Raw genomic sequence first — 16,600 nt, forward strand, 5'->3', positions numbered from 1 at the left:
AGCACCCAAAGAATCTCATTTCCGCGAATCATAGTCAAGAGTCTTGGCATCGATATTTCTTCGGTGAGCGATTTTCTTTTGCCTTTTTGAAGGTGAAAGACATGAATAGCGATATTGTAACGACGCCTTTCGGGCGGCGAGGGGTCTCTGTTGGCCTTCTTGCAAGCCAGTTCGCGTCCAGAAGCATTGACCCTGCGCGGTCGATCGATAAATGGAAGCTGTTTCGCGCCATCTGCGAAGCACGGCCTTTGCTCGGAATTTCGGATCGATCCTTGGCTGTGCTAAATGCACTGTTGAGCTTTTATCCCAAAGCAGAACTGTCCGAAGAAAATGGTCTGGTGGTCTTCCCATCAAACCAACAGCTTTCGCTTCGTGCACATGGCATGGCAGAGCAAACATTACGACGTCACCTCGCAGCCCTTGTCGATGCCGGTCTTATTCTGCGCAAAGACAGCCCAAACGGAAAACGCTATGCGCGCAAGGACCGCAAAGGCAGCATCAGCGATGCTTACGGTTTTTTTCTTGCTCCACTCATGACACGCGCCGATGAAATCCGGGATCTCGCCGATCAGGTCATCGAAGATCGTTTGCAGCTTCAGCGCCTTCGGGAAAAGATCAGCCTGTGCCGACGCGATATTATAAAATTCAATGAAGTCGCCACGGCGGACAACATCGAAGGTGACTGGGAAACCTGTATGCACCGTTATCTCGTCATCACATCGGCTCTGGATCGCAAGTCAAAGGCCCCACATCTGTTGCTTATTCTGGAAGAACTTGGGCATTTGCGCGAAGAAATGGCTAACCAATTGGAAAAACATGTAGAAATGCAAAAAATAAGCGCCAATGCCTATCAAAATGAGCGGCTTATACAGAGTTCAGAATCCGAATCTATTTTTGAACGGCGTGATGTGGATAACGAGAAAAACCCAACGACAACCCGACCTGTAGAAACCGATATTGGCTTTGAAGAGTTGAAAGACGCAGATGACAGATCAATCGTCGTGAAAGCGGAGAGGCCAGAAGGCTGTGATCTGCAAACCCTGCTCAAAGCCTGCCCGGATATCGCGCTCTATGGGCCAAACGGCAATGTGAGAAGCTGGAATGACCTGAAACAAGCCACCAGCGTGGTTAGAACCATGCTCTCGATCAGCCAATCTGCTTATGAAGAGGCGGAAAAAACCATGGGCATGCACAATACGAACGCAATCATAGCGTGTATATTGGAGCGTGCCAGCGAAATCAATTCTGCTGGCGGATATCTACGCAGCCTCACAGAAAAGGCGCGGGCCAAGCAATTTTCGATCAAACCCATGCTCATGGCGCTTCTGCGGACGAAAATATCGACAGACCCTGCGATCCGTGCTGCCTTGTACTGAGAAGAAATACGGTAATTAAATCTCCAGCTCCCGTAATAAAATTTGACTCAAGAAGGAAAGATTTTTATGTGCGCTGGAGCGACTGGGAAAAGGAACAGGATATGACTGCTACAGAACTGATCATCGATACGCCGCATGCCGAACCAAGCCGTACGAAACGTCTGAAAGCAGCAACGCACTCGGCCCATGAGGCTCTGGACGCGTTTATCATGGCCGCGAAACCTTTCGACAGCCGCGAGAATTTCGGAAAATTCGTTCAGACGCAGTATCTGTTTCACAGCGATCTTGATGCCCTGTTTTCCAACGAAACACTGGATCGTCTCCTTCCAGACCTCAAAGGACGCAACCGTCTCGAGTTTATCAAGCAGGATCTTGCCGATCTCACGCTGAACACGCCTGTAGCCGGAGCCCCTCGTTTCACGAAGAATGATGCCGCGTTTGACCTTCCAGAAACGTTGGGCTGGCTTTACGTGATCGAGGGCTCGAACCTAGGTGCCGCATTTCTGCTGAAATATGCCGGAAAGCTCGGACTTGGAGAAACATTCGGTGCACGCCATCTCGCAGGCGCACCAGAAGGCCGCGGATTGCACTGGCGCACTTTTGTTGCTGCTCTCGATGAGATTGCACTAACCGAAGAAGAAGAAAATCGGGCGATTGCCGGTGCCGAAGCGGCTTTCCGCCAGGTCCATGCCTATGCCCAGCGCCTGATGGCCTGAAAACCAATCTATGTCAGTTGAACACAACGAAGCGCTTTCCGATCATGGGGAGCACTTTTTGTTTGTTCCCAACCAAGGCAAGAACCGTATTTTCCAGCGACCATCATAAACTTTCGCATTGCTTGTTCTCGACCCTGATTACGTTACACTGACGCCGTGGCGGGGAGGTCACGCAATAGGAGGTTCAATGTCTTATCGGTTTTTCAAACGGCGGAATGTTTTGGCTCTCGCCGCATCGGCAGCTTCGTTTCTGTTTCTCAATGGCGCAGCACACGCGCAAGGGTTTCCAGACCGAACGATCACGCTGGTTGTTCCCTTCGCCGCTGGCGGCTCCACGGATGTGGTGGCACGCGTGATTGCGCAGAAGATGGGTGATGAACTTGGCAAACAGGTCATTGTCGAAAATGTCGCCGGTGCAGGCGGAAATCTCGGCGCTGACCGCGTTGCGCGAGCGGAGCCAGATGGTTACACGGTGCTGATGGGCACGGTTGCAACGCACGCGCTGAACCCGCTGATCCTCAAAACCAAACCTTACGATCCTGAAAAGGATTTTGCGCCGATTTCGCTGCTGGTCGTTGTGCCAAACGTTCTGGTAGTGAACCCGGAACTGCCTGTGAAGACGGTGCCGGAGCTGATTGCGCTGTTGAAAGCCAACCCGGACAAATATTCCTACGCGTCATCGGGCAACGGAACGCCACTGCATCTGTCGGGCGAGCTGTTCAAAAGCATGACCGGCGTGAACATGCAGCACGTTCCCTATAAAGGGTCAGGCCCGGCGCTGAACGATCTTCTCGGCAACCAGATTTCCATCATGTTCGACAATTTGCCATCGTCCTCCGGACATATCAAATCCGGCACCTTGCGGGCGCTGGGCGTGACGACGGCGGAACGGGCAACGTCCTTCCCGGATATCCCAACCATTGCCGAAAGCGTGCCGGGTTATGAAACCTACACCTGGAACGCCCTGTTTGCGCCAGCCGGAACTCCGAAAGAGGCGATAGACAAGCTAAACGCCGCCGCGAAAAAGGCGCTGGTGGACCCAGGCGTTTCCGCCCGCATGGCGGAGTTTAGCGCCAAGATCGTTGGCTCTTCACCAGATGAGCTTAAAACTCATGTGGCGCAGGAAATTGCCAAATGGGGTCCAGTCGTCAAGAATGCCAACGTTCAGATGGACTGAATTGGGGTAAAACCTGATTGCTGGGCTGAGATACTACGGAACTGTGACACGGCAGACGGGGTGGAGGAGCGTTGCCCCCTCCTAGGTCTCGGCAATTTGTTTTATCTGAGTGCTTTTCTGTCGGTCCAGATGGATCGCGTACAGGCCGCAGGGCAACCAGTACGCGATCCGGTTTAGCCTCAGTACGGTTTTTCACCGGGTCTGATGATCATCGAAGCCCCGCCCGCAACGCCGTTGATGGTCGTCCCACCATTGTGGATCGCCGGGAAATAGGCCTCCATGTTCTGCGGGAATGGCGGGGTTGGTTTGGTCAGACTATCAAGGTGGGCCAGTTCCTCGGCAGTCAGTGTGATGTCGGTGGACTTCAGATTGTCCTCAAGCTGGCTGACACGGCGTGCGCCGATGATGGTCGAGGTGACGCCGGGCCGCATACGCACCCAGGCCAGCGCCACCCGGGCGATTGTGCTCTCATGGGCTGCGGCAATCTTCTCCAGTTCGTCGATGAGTGCGTAGGTCTTCTCGTTGAGCGGGACCATGGCGCCGCGGTCGGCCTTCAATTCACCTTCGTTCTTGCGCGTATATTTTCCGCTCAGCGCACCAGCCTTGAGCGGCGACCAAGGCGTGATGCCAAGCCCAAGTTCCTGGGCCATCGGCACCAGTTCTGCTTCGACGCTGCGCTCCAGCAAAGAATACTCGATCTGTAGCCCGATGAACTGGGACCAGCCACGGAAGCGCGCAATAAGGTTTGCTTCAACGACCTTCCACGCCGGCGTATCCGAAATACCGATATAACGAACCTTGCCAGAGCGGATAAGGTCTTCGAGCGCCGCCATAGTTTCTTCAATCGGCGTGTGCACGTCCCAATTATGGAGCCAATACAGATCGATATAGTCGGTCTGTAGGCGGCGGAGTGAGTTTTCACACTGTTTGATGATGGCCTTGCGACCGGAACCTCCCCCATTGGGATCACCAAGATAGAGATTGCTGCTGAACTTGGTTGCGAGGACGAGGCGGTCTCGCTTCGCCGCGTCGCGTCCGATGTGATCGCCGATGATTGCTTCCGAATGGCCTGCCGTATAGCCGTTTGCGGTGTCGATGAAGTTGCCGCCCGCATCGATGAAGCGGTCCATGATCTCCTGGCATTCCTCAACGGACGAGCCCCAGCCGCGCCCTTCGCCAAACGTCATTGCGCCGAGGCAGAGAGGGCTGACGCGCAGGCCGGAACGACCGAGTGTGATGTAATCATTAAGTGCCATTTTAGCATCCTTTATGCAGAGCGCTGACCTATTGGCCTGTGTATTTCTTGAGCAATAATGGTGAGCCTGAGCTGAGATTGATCGGAAAATGTCCTTCGCAAGTGTTCAACATCGAGCGGCAGCCGTTTCCATGGCGCTGGTGCCTTAAGTCATCCAGACGCTCGACCAGACATTCATCGACCTGTCAGCGTTCAGCCGAACGCGCCTGATGCGCGGCATCCAGCATCCATGACGTGCCGCCGCCTATGACGGATACTGTCGAAGCCTCTGAACAATGTCATAGCTAATGCCCGGATGTTAGACATTATCCTACCAGATTTATGCATAATCCTGCCAATCTCGAGACGGCAAGGATGTGACATCTGGGTCAAAGCATGCCATAATCTGGCAATGGACACTGTTTTGCTGAATGAGTTGCGCTCCCTGATCCTGAAGCACACGGCGCCGGATGCGAAGGCATCGCAGCTGATCCCCAATCTTCTTCTCGGCGCCCGATCTGCCCCAACCGTGCCTTGCCAGATTGTGGTTGAACCTGTTTTTTCGTTGATTGCTCAAGGCAGCAAACGTGTCCAGCTTGGACAGCAGACTTTCGACTATCACGAAGGGCAGTATTTGGTCGTATCCGTCGATTTGCCGGTGGATGCCCATGTCTTTCAAGCGACACCGGATCTTCCCTATCTGGGATGTGGTATGACGTTGAGGGCGGAAGCAATTGCCAGTCTGTTGCTTCAGTCCACTGGTCCGCGACCGGTTGCTGCTGATCGCGCCGGTATCGCGATCAATGACCTTTCGAGCGACCTCATGGACGCTGTCGTGCGCCTGCTGCGCCTTCTGGATCGCCCTGAAGATGTTCCGATTCTGGCAGTGGCCCTTGAGCGTGAAATCCTGTGGCGTTTGATGACCGGGCCACAAGGTTCGATTGTTCGCCAGATTGGACTGACCGATAGCCGGATGTCTCAAATCGGCCGTGCGGTTCGCTGGTTGGGCAGCCATTTCGCCGATTCAGTGCGGATCGAGGATTTGGCCGAGATCGCTGGAATGAGCGTGACGTCCCTGCACAGGCATTTCCGGATTGTTACCTCCCTGACACCCATCCAATACCAGAAGCAGCTTCGCCTTCAGGCCGCCCGCACGCGACTGTTGGCCATGAAAGAAGATGTCTCCGAAGTGGCGTTCGCCGTCGGCTATGATAGCTCGTCTCAGTTTAGTCGCGAATATCGACGGATGTTCGGCAAACCACCGGGGCGAGACGGCGCTGAACTCAGAGCCAATCCGCTCCCAGCCGGTGCAACGTCCCGCGTCGTCTAACGGGTGGCTTACTCTGTTTTAAAAAAGAGTTTTGTCCTGCGACGCTGATCTCATCATGATCGACGGCTCCCTTACCCCGGCTTTTAGCAACTTCAGAAGAGAAATAGGGGTTGGGTCACACGCTGGCGTAAGGCACCCGACTTTGTGGAGCGTTTCTTCAGTAAGTCCAGATCGTCCATAGGCATGAACCCCAATTCAAAACGCTACAATTCCTTTGTTATTACCGAGTGGTTTGTTGAGATCGACGTGTCTTCATTTCGGTGAAACGAAAAAGGCCGTCGGATCACTCCGGCGGCCTTTGATTTATTTTGTTGGCGTTGGCTCAGAATTCTTCCCAGCTATCTTGTGCGACGGCTGCCGAACCGCGGCTCTGGAGCTGTGGTTTGCGAACTGCGGTTGGAGCGGGCGCAGACGATGCAGCACCCCGGGAAGGCGCGCGCATCTGCTGTGCCGTTTGGCGCAGGGCTGCTGCGGAGCCACCCTGCTGAGCCGAGATGCGGAAGCGGGTGACCAGTCCCTTCAGGGTCCTCGCTTCGTCGGCTAGCGAAACACTGGCGGCGGTGGCTTCTTCGACCATCGCGGCGTTCTGCTGCGTCACCTGGTCCATCTGGTTCATGGCCGAGTTGATTTCCTTCAGACCAAGAGCCTGTTCGCTGGCGGAGGCCGAAATCTGACGGATGAGACCGTTGATCTCCACCACCTGATCGGTGATCTTGTGCAGCGCGCTACCCGCACGGCCGACGAGATCGACGCCTTCCTTGACCTGTACGGCCGAAGTGTTGATCAGCGTCTTAATCTCTTTGGCGGCATTGGCCGAGCGCTGTGCCAGTTCGCGCACTTCTTGGGCAACGACGGCAAAGCCCTTGCCGGCTTCCCCGGCGCGTGCGGCTTCGACACCGGCATTCAAGGCCAGCAGGTTCGTCTGGAAGGCGATCTCGTCGATAACACCGATGATGCGCGACACTTCAGTCGACGATTGCTCGATGCCCTTCATAGAGGCGATCGCCTTCTGGACGGTTTCACCTGACTGACCGGCATCCTGCGAGGCAGTGTTAACGCTGCTCGCAGCCGTCCGGGCATTCTCGGCGGTGGAGTTGACCTGAACCGTCAGCTGGTTGAGGGCAGCTGCCGTTTCTTCAAGGCTTGCGGCCTGCTGTTCGGTACGGCGGGCAAGGTCCGAAGCGCTTGAGCTGATCTCGCCGGAACCATTGTCGATATTGCCGATGCTGAGGCCCATCGTTTCAATGGTATCTTCAAGGCTGGAGAGTGCTGCGTTGAAATCTTCCTTCAGCTGGGCGTATTCGCCAGGGAAAGTTTCGGCGATACGGTGGCGTAGATTGCCCTGAGACAGCTCGGAAAGACTGTTACCAAGGACGGCGACGATGTGTCGCTGTTCGGCGACCGTGCTGTTGCGTTCGGCTTCGGAACGTCCACGTTCCGCCTCGGCCGCATGCCGCTGTTCGGCAGCGTCTGCCTCCAGGCGGCGGGTATCGGCAAGTGCAAATCGGAAGCCTTCGAGGGCCTTTGCAACCAGACCGATCTCGTCGCCGCGATCCTGGCTCTTCACCGGCTCGCTGTAATTTCCGGCGCTCAGATCGCTGACGCTGGCAACCAGGCCGCCGAGTGGCTGCTGCACGACAGTGCGGACGGCGAAGAACAGCGCGAGCATGACTGCGGCAAGCACAATCAGGCCACTTATGACCATAACGTAAGTCTGTTCGCTGACAGGTGCGTTGGTGGCGCTATGCGGCACATCAACGAGGATGACCCAGCTGGCATTCGCATCCGGCAGAGCAAATGGATAAACGACCCTGTCGAACTCGCCGCCACCGTCGGTTGTCAGATTCCTGATGATTGATGGCAATAGCGTCGATGTCGCGGTCTTGATAGCGTCCAAACCTTGGCCTTCGTAAGACTTCATCGACAGCTCTTTGCTCGGAGCAACAATCCACTTACCGGTTTGGGAAAGCAGGGTTACCCGGCCGGAGCCAAAGGGATGCAGCTTGCTGAGCTTTTCGTAAAGTGACTGGAGAGAAACGTCCACGCCACTGACGCCGATCAGTTTACCGTCGGACAAAACCGGATAGGTAATCGAAGTCATCGAAATATTTTCGCCGGTGCTGCTATCGATATAGGGCGAGGTGATTGCGCCCTTATGGCTGGCAGCGGCCAGAGTATACCACTCCGCATTATAGTCGGATTCGGCGACGGTGAACGTGTAGCCGCCCGCCTTGGTTTTGGTCCAGTAGGGATTGAAGGCGCCATTCTTGTCTGAGCCGAGTTCCGTCTTGCCGGCCATCTGCGGCGATTGGCCGTCAAAGGCGTTGGGCGCCTCGGTAAACCAGCTGCCGAAAGCCAACTGATTGCGCTCGACATTGGCTTTCAGCATATCCATCACGGATTTGCGATCGATATACTTGCCATCGTGGCCACGGCCTATGACGCCCGCCATTGAACGGGCGGAACCGGCAAGCTCTCCGACGGAGCCGATAACTTCGTTGGCGATTGACTTCGCTTCGAGATTGGCCTGGTCCATGATCAGCGTTTCCACCCGGTCACGGGTCTCGCCGATCAGTAAAAAATTAGAGATGAAAAGAACCAGAGCGATTGCGATGCCGGTGACAAGTATCAACTTGGCAGCAAGTGACTTCGGACGGAAGAGCAACATAATGACCTCGGAAATGATGCAGCAGATAAACACTATCAAAATGCAATTCGGCGCAGGAGAGCCCTATCATGGGGCTATCAAGGGATGCCGTCGCGCACCAATTTACGCGCAGCACGTGTATCATAAACTGGCAACAGCAAAAATTTGATTAATCACGTTTGAAAGAAACAATAAGAATGCAAGATGTAGGGTGTTTGATACGAAGTGCGACGGATCCTGTTCAGCATGCGACGTGAGATTGTGATCAGATGCGTGCGGCAGCTTCCGCAGCAGGCGCGATAGACGCTCCAACCCTATCCATCTGCTCGATGACCAGACCCTAGGCAGGCTATATCACTCACCGTTGTGGGGAGGAGGAATAGGAGCGATGTCGCGACCCTGCGGGGCATGCGGTCATCGTGCCCAGCCGGTACCTATCTCAAACGTCATCGGCTCCTATTGCTTTCAACGCCCCACGCGCCACCTCGAAGTCCTGGTCTCCTGTACCTGATCCGACACCGATCGCCCCGGCGAGTTTGCCGTTAACGCGGATGGACAGGCCGCCAGGAAGATGGGTAACGCCGCCTTGTGACGCGATTGCTGCACTCCAAAATAGGTGGCTTCCTGATCTAATGGCTTATCAGTCCCTCGCGGGTGGACCAAGTCGCACAATGCTCCCATCGCAACACTGCACTTCGGAAATCCTGTGAAAAGGGGCAGAGGCCGACCGTATTATCACGCACTGGCTATATATGTCGCAACCATTCATGGAGCGCTTTTCCCCGCCACAAATGGCATAGCGATGCGCTGTCCATCAATCTCGGCCACCGCAATGTGAAATCCATAGATCGATTGCAACGTGTCCGAGGTCATCAAACGTTCAGGTGGTCCATCGGCGATAATTTCGCCGTTGCGCATCGCAATAATCCTGTCGGCAAATCCGCTGGCATAATTGATGTCATGGAGAACGATGATGATTGTTTTACGGTCCTGTTCGGCAATCTTCCGTAATGAGCGCATCAGTTCCCGAGCGAAATACATGTCGAGATTGTTCAGCGGTTCATCCAGAAGCAGGTAGTCTGTGTCCTGACAAAAGGCCATCGCGACCAAGGCGCGCTGGCGCTGCCCACCCGAAAGAGTTTCGAGGAAACGGCCGGACAAATCGGAAAGATCGAGAAGTTTAAGGGCCTTCTCAACGATTTCCCCGTCCAGTTGTGTCTGGTGACCGCGATTGTGTGGAAATCTCCCGAAACCGACCAGTTCCTTCACCGTAAGCCGACTGCCAATCTGATTGTCCTGCCGCAGAATGGCGAGCTTTCTGGCAAGCTCCCGGCTTGGCGTGGAGGCAATTGGCAGATCATCCACGCTGATCCATCCGGTTTGTAATGGCTGCATTCGGGCGATCAAACTGAGCAGGGAGGATTTGCCCGCACCATTCGGGCCGATAAGGGCGGTGATGCCGCCTTTGGGAATGGTCACGGAAATATCGGAGAGGATTTTCGCAGCACCGTAACGCAGCGAGACATGTTCGATCCGGATCATCTGCGGCTCCCGCGCCAGAGTAGAATGAGAAAGACGATACCGCCGATAAATTCGATGACGACGCCGAGTGTCGAACTGTTGCCAAGACCGTGCTGGAACAGCGTCTGCCCACCAACCAGCACGATGATGGCGACCAGAGCGGCGGCGGGGATCAGCACCGCGTGGCGGCGCGATTGGACGATCCGCTCGGCTAAAGCAACAAACAGCAAGCCGAGAAAGGCGACAGGACCGACCAGCGCCGTCGAGACTGCCACCAGTACGCAGACCAGAAGAAGGCAGGTGATCTGGATTTTCGGCCATTCGATGCCCAGGCCGATGGCCGTGTCCCGGCCAAGCGCAACGATGTCGAAGACATGACGGGCGCGCCAGATGTAGGTGAGTGCCCCAACAGTCAGGAGTGACGCGATGGTGAGAAGCTCAGCCTGCACATCGTTGAAATTGACGAAGCTGCCACCTTGAACCACGGCGAATTCGTTTGGATCGATCAGGCGGGCAAGAAGTGAATGCAGACTGCGAAACAGCACGCCGACCACGACGCCGGAAAGCAGCATCAGCCCCATATCCCAGCGTGCGCGCAGCATGGGAAGAACCAGCCCGGATGTCAGTGCCATGAGAAGTATGATTTCGAAGAGAAATTTCAGGCGTGCGTCCAATGTTGCATAGGCAAGTCCTCCGAAGAGGAAGACGAACAGGATTTGTCCGAAAATATACAGCGCATCAATGCCCATGATGGAGGGTGTCAGGATGCGGTTTGCTGTGACGGTTTGAAACACCACCGTGGAAATAGCGATGGCAATGCCGACTTCGATCAGCGCGACCAGCTTGACGGCTCGCAGGCTGAGCACGAATGCGAGGTTGCCGCGCAAGCCGATGGTCATGAAACAGACGATGCAGACAAACGCCAGCAGCGCCAGGCATAGAAGGCTCCGATTACGCATCTGCACGCCGGCGAAACAAAAGAAGCAGGAACAGGATTGCGCCGACAACGCCCATCGTGGTGCCCACAGGAATTTCATAGGGGAAGCGGATGATCCGTCCGAGTATGTCGCAGCTCAGGGTGAGGATTGCGCCGAAAAGTGCCGTGACTGGCAACGTGTTGCGCATGTTGTCGCCTATCAATCGCGAAACCAGATTTGGCACCACCAAGCCAACAAAAGGGATAACGCCAATGACCACCACCGTCACGGCTGAAATCACGGAGATGATGACTAGACCAATTTGTAGCATGCGTTGATAATTGATGCCGAGGCTGATGCTGGTCTCGCGTCCAAGAGCCATGATCGTCAGGCGTTCGGCAATAAACCAAGCTGCCACGACCAGCAGGGCACCAAGCCATAGCAGCTCATATCGGCCACGCAGGACACCCGAGAAGTCACCATTGCTCCACACTGACAAATATTGCAGAAGATCGGCCTGCCAGGCGATGAAGGTCGTTGCCGCGCCGATGACGCCGCCGTAAACGAGCCCAAACAGCGGCACGAGATAAGGCTGGGTCGGCGGCAAGCGATGCGCGGTCATGAGAAACACGCCGGTGCCGGCAAGTGCGGCAAGGCTCGCGATGATTGCCTTATAGCCGAGTGTGGCAGCGGGCCATAAAATCGTGACGAGAAGAATACCAAATTCTGCCGATTGGGCGGTGCCCGCAGTCGCGGGCTCTACGAAACGGTTGCGGGCAATGGCTTGCATGATCAAGCCTGCGATTGCCAGACCGGCACCCGCCAACACGGCCGCCAGCGTGCGCGGCAGGCGGCTGATCGCTAATAATTCCGTGCTATCGGACGGCACCCATAGGGTCGTGACAGAAACATTCCCTGCACCAATGCCAAGGCTGATCAAACACAGAAAGGCGAGCGCTAAGCCCGCCAGTCGAGGCAGTCGTTTCGGATTCTTGTGCGCTAAAACAATCATTTTGCGGCGGAGAATGCCTCTCTGATCGTGGCAAGCACACGCTGTGTGGCCTGAATGCCGCCAGCGGCAATGTAGAAATCGGCGGCTGGAAGGTAAACGACCTGTCCTTTTTTCCAGGCGGTTGTGCCTGCAACCAGTTCGTTGTCGAGCGTGGCGCGTGCGCCCTGTTCACCGGAACCGATCGCGGCGGCACGATCCACCACCAGGAGCCAGTCCGGGTTGGTCTTGTGAATAAACTCGAAAGAAACCACTTCACCATGAATGGCCTGCTGCACAGCGGCAATGGCAGGCGGCAGGTCAAGCGTGGCGTGCACCCAGCCGAAGCGTGAGCCGGGACCATAAGCCGTGACCTTCGGGCCGTTGGTCATCACGATGAGGGCTTTGCCCTTACCGGCCACAGCCGCGCGAGTAGCCTCGATATCGCGATCCAGTTCCATGGCTATGGCCTCGGCTTCGGCCTGTTTGCCAAACAACGTGCCATAATCAGCAAGCCGCAGCTTTGCCTGCTCCACCAGATCGTCGCCATCCATCGTCATGTCGACACTGGTTGCGACGCGTGCGGTCGAATCGAGTTTGGGCGATGTTCGGCCACCCAGCACGATGAGATCGGGCGCAAGCTCGCTCAGTGCTTCCAAATCCGGCTCAAAAATATCGCCGACCGCTTTCGTGCCGGATTTGAGATGCTCTAGCTGCGGAAGATAAAGCTTTTGCGGCACGCCAGCGGGTTTGATGCCCAAGCGGTCGAGCGTGTCGAGCGCGGCAAGGTCGAAGACCGCGACACGTTCCGGCAATTCGGGAATATCGACCGGGCCGCGTGCTGTCCTGATCTCGGCCGCATGTGTGGTGGTCGCCAACAGACCGACGATTATTAAAAGCCTTAAGGGTCGCATGGATGTCATTTCGCGGTTTTCACAGGAGCGGGCATATCTTCTCGTAGGGGGTCTATCCATTTCAGCGGCTGTATTTCCTCCCGGAAGGCAAACCGCAGGAGATGGCTTTCAATAACTTTCTGCGTTTCGCTCAACAGGTCTCTATCTGCCGCGGTCACTTGGATTTGCAATACATCGGTCTCCGCATCCATGGTGGCCGTGCCACAGGTGAAGCGGCATTCGCCATGGTTCTCCGAATGGGAAACATCGACCTTATGGGCAAAATGCTTGCAGAGCTGTGCGATGTATTTGCCTGCATGCTCGGTGCGCAGCGTCGCCGTGGTTTTGATCATTGCCGTCTCCTTTTGCGTCACCGATCTCATTGCCGGTGACGCTTGATCCACCCTGTTAGAAGGTCGCCTTGGCTGTGATGAGGAAACTGCGGCCCGGCTCGTAGAGAGGCGTTACGTTGCCGAATTCTTGGCCATAGGTGGCGCGGTCGGAATGGCTTTCATCGAAGAGGTTCTTGACCTCTGCGCGGAACGTAAAGTTCTGCAACTGCTTCGGCTTCCATTCTGTGAAGACGTTGACGACTTCGTACGCCTTGTAGGGTTCTGTCGGAGCAACGACATGATCATATTTCGGTGCGATTTCGATATCGCCGCCGACCGTCAGGTTCCATTGCTCGAATGTATGGGCGGCAGTGATGGTGATGATGTCGCCAACGGGGGAGCCCAGATAGTTGCCACTATCGGAATTGGCGGGCACGCCATTAACGTCCACGTCGATATGAGCATATTTCAGCTTGATATAACTGCTTGTCCATTCGTAGCCGGCGCCGATTTCGAAGCCTTTGGACACGAGATTACGCTGGTTCAGAGCACCACCGTCGGCGATGCGATACACCGGAACGCGGGCACTATCGATGTCGGTACGGAACAGGCTCGCTTCTGCGGTGAAGCCATTGTGGTTGGCTTCTAGCCCGATCATGTAGTTGTTCGCCGTGACGGGCTCCGGACCGTCGGGACCGTAGTTCCATCCCGGGTTGATAATGAAATTCTCTGCCAGCGGCACACCAGCCCAGACATGCGCGAAGCCAGCCTTTGCAGTGAAGATGTCGGTCAGATCATACTCGCCGGAAATGTTGGCACTGATGCCATTATTGTTGAATTCGGAATTATTGACGCCAGTGAACCATTGCTGATCGGCTCTTGCGCCAAAGGACAGTCGTGTCCTTTCCCATGGTTCGAGACGCGCCTGCGCGTAAATGCCCAGATTATGCGCTTTTTCCCGACCTGCATCTGCCGGATCATCCAGCGTTGCCCTGTCGTTGTAGAAATCGAAACCAGCAACAACATTGCCAGTCTCAAATGAGAACTTGTTTTCGAACTTGCCGTTGAAGCTGGAAGTCTCTCCGCTGTCGTCCTGTAAACGGCCAGGAGGCCCGAAGATCGGGAGCGTCACCTTAGTCGAGCCATAGGCCAGCATCACTTTTGGGTCCCACCAACCTTCGGGTGTTTCATCCGTATAGGTAAAGACCGTGTTTTGCCGCTCGAGGCGATAGTCGCGGATTTTAGGCTCCCAAGGACGAGGAGTCTGTACAAAACCGGCATTGGCACGGTAAGGGCGGGGTGCATCGTCCACCAGTCGATCATGGCTGATCTCGAAGCGATCACCGCTTTCGAACTCATAACCGATCTTGCCAAGGCCGCTCAACAGGTTGGTCTCGGTCCCCTGGACAACATCGCCGTTTCCGCCATGAAAATCATTGCCCTTGCCGAAGGTGAAGTAGCCGAGGTAATCCAGTCCGTCCTTTTCGCCATAGGCCGACAGCCCGGTCACGACGGTTTCGCTGTTGAAATTGTAGGTCGACGTTACGAAACCGCCGAAGGATTTGCCATCTTCAAGAAGGTCCTTCGCATCGCGAGTTTCGTAGTTGATTGCGCCAGCGAGAGCGCCCGGACCAGCATCCGCAGGGGCGATGCCGGAATCGACATCAACAGCCTTCAGGATCGATGGGTCGATCAGGTTCGTGGCGTTATGGTGAAAAACCTTATTGTTCTGGCGTGCACCATCGATGCTGACGGCGAGATTGGTTTCTTCAATGCCGTGCACATAAACTTTCTGGGACATCGGCAACGAGCTGCCGACCTGTACGCCCGCTTCTTCACGAAAAACGTCGGCAATGCTGGTGGGGTTGATCCTTTCCAGCTGCTTCGCTCCGATCACGGTTTCGCCGATATCGCCCTGGCCGACGGATTGTCCCTGTACGACGATTGGGGCGAGTACAGTGCTGTCCCCATTGCCAGTGGCAACGGGTGCCGCCGCCGAGCGGCCGATGACCGCCGTGCCATTGGAAATGCTGTAAGGGATCCCCGTACCTTCCAGAAGCTGCCCCAATGCCGCCTGTGCCGAGAGATTGCCGGACACCGTCCGTGATGTGACGCCCTGCGATGTGGAAGCGGCAAGCGAGACCTGTAAGCCGGACTGCCGACCGAAAACATTCAGCGCCGAGGCGAGTGGCTGAGCCGGAATGTTGAAGTTGCGCTGTGCGGACTGTGCCATGACAGAAGGTGCCTGCATCAACGTTGCCGCGGCAATCGCTGCCGATGCCATCAGCCTGAATGCCAAAACCTTCGCGCTGTTAGAATTACCTGATCGTTCACGATTAACTTGAAGCGTCATTCCGCCCCGTCTCCCCATACCCTTGCATTGCAAGCCCTCAGCTTGCATTCAGGATAGAGACGACTGCGGCGGCAGAATTTTTCACCGTTCCATGAAAATTTTCTTTTTTAGAAGAAAGAGAGAATGCGCAGATAAGGTGAAACGTGGTGAACTTTAGCGCCATAGGGACTGACCAGAGCTTCCAGCGCCCGGTCGGGATCGGACAGATCGTAGAGGCCCGTAATCCGCCTTTCGCCGAGTGTACCACTCGCCACGGTGATCCAGGACGGGTGGTAGCGCTGGAGTTCCGCCACGACAGCCGAGATCGGGACGTCCTGCACAAACAGCTTACCGTCCCGCCAGGCGGCGATAACATCCACATCCGTGCTTGTCCGGGACAGCTGGCCTGTGCTGCGATCGAGCGTGACGACATCGCCGGGGCGAAGTTTCATCGAGCTGCCTGTTTTCAGGGTCGAGAGATCCACCGCGCCATGGGCCAGCTGAACGCTGGCGATCTGCGGTGTGATGTTGACGTCGAACGCCGTTCCCACCACGGTAATATTCAATTCGCCGCCCGCATCGACGGTGAAAGGACGTCGTGTGTCCGGCGTCACATCGAAAAAGGCTTCGCCGGAGAGTAGCCTAACCCGCCGTCCTGAACCTGAAAAGTCGACGCTGATGGCACTGGCGGCGCTCATATCCACCGTGGAGCCGTCCTCCAGCGTGATGCGGCGATTTTCTGCCGTCTTGGTTGTGTAATCGGCTTGGTATTGCGTCACAAAAGTCGGTCCGACAACGATGGCGACGAGACAGGCGGCAATCGCGGCAATACCGATACCGATAGCCTGACGGCGCCCAAAACGCCTTGGTTGGGCGGCACGCTTGCGTTGCGGCACCTGCCATGCTTGCAGGTTTACCGGAATGGTTTCTCCCATCACTGCCCAGGTGCGACAGGCTTTGGTCCAGGCCTGCTGGTGATCCGGTGAGCGACCGACCCAGGCGGCAAAGGCCAACTCATCATTGTTTGAGCGCGACGGATCGCAAAGGCGTAGAAGCCAGTCCATCGCCTCTTCGAGCAGCTCTTCATCTATTTGGTCGTGCCTTGTCACATCACACCCGCTTCTGATCCTGAGAGGC

General features: G+C 55.9%; 13 protein-coding genes and 1 pseudogene. 4 read left to right on the forward strand and 10 right to left on the reverse strand.

Going from position 1 to position 16,600, the window contains the following annotated elements; genetic code table 11:
* The first annotated feature begins 101 nt into the window (after positions 1-101).
* The 3 genes from repC (at position 102) to RMR16_RS18865 (ending at position 3,269) form a co-directional block, all read left to right on the forward strand.
* Entirely contained in the window at positions 102-1,376 is a 1,275-nt protein-coding gene (gene repC / locus RMR16_RS18855; protein ID WP_320198847.1) for a plasmid replication protein RepC, read from the forward strand.
* Positions 1,377-1,477: 101 nt separating this feature from the next.
* On the forward strand, positions 1,478-2,092 hold the full coding sequence (locus tag RMR16_RS18860) for a biliverdin-producing heme oxygenase (RefSeq protein WP_320198848.1): 615 nt from the start codon (positions 1,478-1,480) through the stop codon (positions 2,090-2,092).
* 187 nt (positions 2,093-2,279) lie between these two features.
* Positions 2,280-3,269, forward strand: a complete 990-nt coding sequence (locus tag RMR16_RS18865) for a Bug family tripartite tricarboxylate transporter substrate binding protein (RefSeq protein WP_320198849.1) — start codon at positions 2,280-2,282, stop codon at positions 3,267-3,269.
* A 179-nt stretch (positions 3,270-3,448) separates the two neighbouring features.
* Here the strand turns inward: RMR16_RS18865 and RMR16_RS18870 are convergent, their stop codons facing one another.
* Positions 3,449-4,525 (reverse strand): aldo/keto reductase, encoded by a 1,077-nt coding sequence (locus RMR16_RS18870; RefSeq protein ID WP_320198850.1) that lies wholly within the window; start codon positions 4,523-4,525, stop codon positions 3,449-3,451.
* Positions 4,526-4,915: 390 nt separating this feature from the next.
* Between RMR16_RS18870 and RMR16_RS18875 the strand changes: the two genes are divergently transcribed.
* Positions 4,916-5,833, forward strand: coding sequence for an AraC family transcriptional regulator (locus RMR16_RS18875; protein ID WP_320198851.1), 918 nt, complete (start codon positions 4,916-4,918; stop codon positions 5,831-5,833).
* A 322-nt stretch (positions 5,834-6,155) separates the two neighbouring features.
* Here RMR16_RS18875 and RMR16_RS18880 read toward each other — a convergent pair whose 3' ends face one another.
* From RMR16_RS18880 to RMR16_RS18920, 9 genes and pseudogenes are all read right to left on the reverse strand, one after another.
* Entirely contained in the window at positions 6,156-8,501 is a 2,346-nt protein-coding gene (locus RMR16_RS18880; protein ID WP_320198852.1) for a methyl-accepting chemotaxis protein, read from the reverse strand.
* Positions 8,502-8,919: 418 nt separating this feature from the next.
* Positions 8,920-9,087, reverse strand: a pseudogene (locus RMR16_RS18885) (heme-binding protein); the annotation flags it as partial.
* A 158-nt stretch (positions 9,088-9,245) separates the two neighbouring features.
* The gene (locus tag RMR16_RS18890) at positions 9,246-10,022 is read right to left on the reverse strand and encodes an iron ABC transporter ATP-binding protein (RefSeq protein WP_320198853.1); all 777 of its coding nucleotides are present in this window, start codon (positions 10,020-10,022) and stop codon (positions 9,246-9,248) included.
* Positions 10,019-10,960: an iron chelate uptake ABC transporter family permease subunit gene (locus RMR16_RS18895; RefSeq protein ID WP_320198854.1), complete on the reverse strand. Its 942-nt coding sequence runs from the start codon at positions 10,958-10,960 to the stop codon at positions 10,019-10,021. The genes RMR16_RS18890 and RMR16_RS18895 overlap by 4 nt, the downstream gene beginning before the upstream one ends.
* The gene (locus tag RMR16_RS18900; protein ID WP_320198855.1) at positions 10,953-11,930 is read right to left on the reverse strand and encodes an ABC transporter permease; all 978 of its coding nucleotides are present in this window, start codon (positions 11,928-11,930) and stop codon (positions 10,953-10,955) included. Before RMR16_RS18900 ends, RMR16_RS18895 begins: the two co-directional genes overlap by 8 nt.
* Positions 11,927-12,820: a siderophore ABC transporter substrate-binding protein gene (locus RMR16_RS18905; protein ID WP_320199009.1), complete on the reverse strand. Its 894-nt coding sequence runs from the start codon at positions 12,818-12,820 to the stop codon at positions 11,927-11,929. The genes RMR16_RS18900 and RMR16_RS18905 overlap by 4 nt, the downstream gene beginning before the upstream one ends.
* Before the next feature lie 5 nt (positions 12,821-12,825).
* Positions 12,826-13,152, reverse strand: a complete 327-nt coding sequence (locus tag RMR16_RS18910) for a DUF2218 domain-containing protein (RefSeq protein ID WP_320198856.1) — start codon at positions 13,150-13,152, stop codon at positions 12,826-12,828.
* A 55-nt stretch (positions 13,153-13,207) separates the two neighbouring features.
* Positions 13,208-15,484 carry a TonB-dependent receptor domain-containing protein gene (locus tag RMR16_RS18915; protein WP_320198857.1) on the reverse strand — a complete coding sequence of 759 codons (2,277 nt, stop codon included), beginning with the start codon at positions 15,482-15,484 and terminating at the stop codon, positions 13,208-13,210.
* 107 nt (positions 15,485-15,591) lie between these two features.
* Entirely contained in the window at positions 15,592-16,572 is a 981-nt protein-coding gene (locus tag RMR16_RS18920; RefSeq protein WP_320198858.1) for a FecR family protein, read from the reverse strand.
* Between the last annotated feature and the right edge of the window lie 28 nt (positions 16,573-16,600).

The organism is Agrobacterium sp. rho-13.3 (assembly GCF_033957765.2).
Lineage (GTDB): Bacteria > Pseudomonadota > Alphaproteobacteria > Rhizobiales > Rhizobiaceae > Agrobacterium.

Bases quoted from the DNA above. Each gene is read 5' to 3' on its own strand.
- repC (WP_320198847.1), top strand. From the start codon at position 102: ATGAATAGCGATATTGTAACGACGCCTTTCGGGCGGCGAGGGGTCTCT.
- RMR16_RS18860 (WP_320198848.1), top strand. From the start codon at position 1,478: ATGACTGCTACAGAACTGATCATCGATACGCCGCATGCCGAACCAAGC.
- RMR16_RS18865 (WP_320198849.1), top strand. From the start codon at position 2,280: ATGTCTTATCGGTTTTTCAAACGGCGGAATGTTTTGGCTCTCGCCGCA.
- RMR16_RS18870 (WP_320198850.1), bottom strand. From the start codon at position 4,525: ATGGCACTTAATGATTACATCACACTCGGTCGTTCCGGCCTGCGCGTC.
- RMR16_RS18875 (WP_320198851.1), top strand. From the start codon at position 4,916: ATGGACACTGTTTTGCTGAATGAGTTGCGCTCCCTGATCCTGAAGCAC.
- RMR16_RS18880 (WP_320198852.1), bottom strand. From the start codon at position 8,501: ATGTTGCTCTTCCGTCCGAAGTCACTTGCTGCCAAGTTGATACTTGTC.
- RMR16_RS18890 (WP_320198853.1), bottom strand. From the start codon at position 10,022: ATGATCCGGATCGAACATGTCTCGCTGCGTTACGGTGCTGCGAAAATC.
- RMR16_RS18895 (WP_320198854.1), bottom strand. From the start codon at position 10,960: ATGCGTAATCGGAGCCTTCTATGCCTGGCGCTGCTGGCGTTTGTCTGC.
- RMR16_RS18900 (WP_320198855.1), bottom strand. From the start codon at position 11,930: ATGATTGTTTTAGCGCACAAGAATCCGAAACGACTGCCTCGACTGGCG.
- RMR16_RS18905 (WP_320199009.1), bottom strand. From the start codon at position 12,820: ATGCGACCCTTAAGGCTTTTAATAATCGTCGGTCTGTTGGCGACCACC.
- RMR16_RS18910 (WP_320198856.1), bottom strand. From the start codon at position 13,152: ATGATCAAAACCACGGCGACGCTGCGCACCGAGCATGCAGGCAAATAC.
- RMR16_RS18915 (WP_320198857.1), bottom strand. From the start codon at position 15,484: ATGACGCTTCAAGTTAATCGTGAACGATCAGGTAATTCTAACAGCGCG.